The organism is Kitasatospora sp. NPDC001159, from assembly GCF_053598235.1.
Map to the genome: position 1 here is coordinate 1 of NZ_JBSFJV010000304.1, position 1,051 is coordinate 1,051.

1 protein-coding gene and 2 pseudogenes are annotated in these 1,051 nt (G+C 71.2%); all 3 read right to left on the minus strand.

The genetic code is table 11. The features are described from left to right. A pseudogene (locus ACWC9T_RS42035) lies at nucleotides 1-159 on the minus strand (ATP-binding protein); the annotation flags it as partial. After that, a complete protein-coding gene (locus ACWC9T_RS42040; RefSeq protein ID WP_449826279.1) occupies nucleotides 140-796 on the minus strand; it encodes a DUF742 domain-containing protein in 657 nt (218 codons plus the stop codon). The gene ACWC9T_RS42040 and the pseudogene ACWC9T_RS42035, both read right to left, overlap by 20 nt. A gap of 161 nt (nucleotides 797-957) precedes the next feature. Continuing rightward, nucleotides 958-1,051 (minus strand): annotated as a pseudogene (locus tag ACWC9T_RS42045) (roadblock/LC7 domain-containing protein); the annotation flags it as partial.

Sequence of the window (1,051 nt, forward strand, 5' to 3'; positions counted from 1 at the left end):
GGAGGCCGAGGTCATGACGGCTTCGGTGCGCAGGGGGTTGATCTCGGAGACGGCGCCGACGAGCGTGGTCTTGCCGACACCGAAGCCGCCCGCGATGACGATCTTCGCGGAGGTGGTGGCGCGGGTGGGGGCGGCCGCGTTAGAGCTTGCGAAGTCCACTGAGGACCCTTTCGAGCAGCGTGACGTCGGGCTGGTTTCCGGATTCGCCGCCGGAAGCGGGCTGGTGGATGGCGACCAGGCCGGCCTCGGCCAGGTCGGCCACGAGGATGCGGGCCACTCCCAGGGGAAGGGAGAGTAGCGCTGACACCTCCGCGACGGATTTGACCTCGGTGCAGAGCGTGCAGATCCGCTGGTGCTCGGGGAGCAGGGTGGCCAGGCGCTGCGGATCGACGTCGGCGGAGACCAGGGCCTCCAGCGCGAGTTCGTAGCGCGGCCGGGTGCGACCGCCGGTCATCGCGAACGGCCGGATCAGCGGGCCGGAGTCGGGTTCGTCCTCGAACTCCTCGACGTGCCCGGGCTCCTCGGCCGGCTGGTAGCCGGGCGGCGGGGAGGGTGCCTGCGCCGGGTAGCCGGGCGGCGGGGCACCGAAGTCGGGCTGCTGCCGGGAGTGCTGGCCGTACTGGCCGTACTGGCCGTACTGCTCCTCGGGCCGGGGGTACGGGTGCTGCTGGGGCTGCCCGTACTGGTGCCGGCCGTACTGCTGACCGTGGCCGACGCCGGGTGCTCCGAAGGCGTCATGGCCTGTGCCAGGGTACGGAACGCCGTACTGGCCGCTGCGGTCGTCGGGCGGTGTCACGGTTCCTCTCCTCACAGGGTGCGGCGGTGCGGTGCGAGCTTCGGTACGAGTCCGGAGCCGGTGGTGCGAAGGCCGTACAACGTCCGAACCCGAGCCCGCCGAAGCGGGCCCGGGAAGGACGCGGAGGTACTTCGAATACCTGGACGGTATCCGACGAACCGTCAGTGCAGGAGACTGCCCTGGAGTTCCGCGCGAAGTGCGGGGGTGAGGACGGCGCCGGCTCGGTCGACGAGCAGGGCCATTTCGTAGCCGACG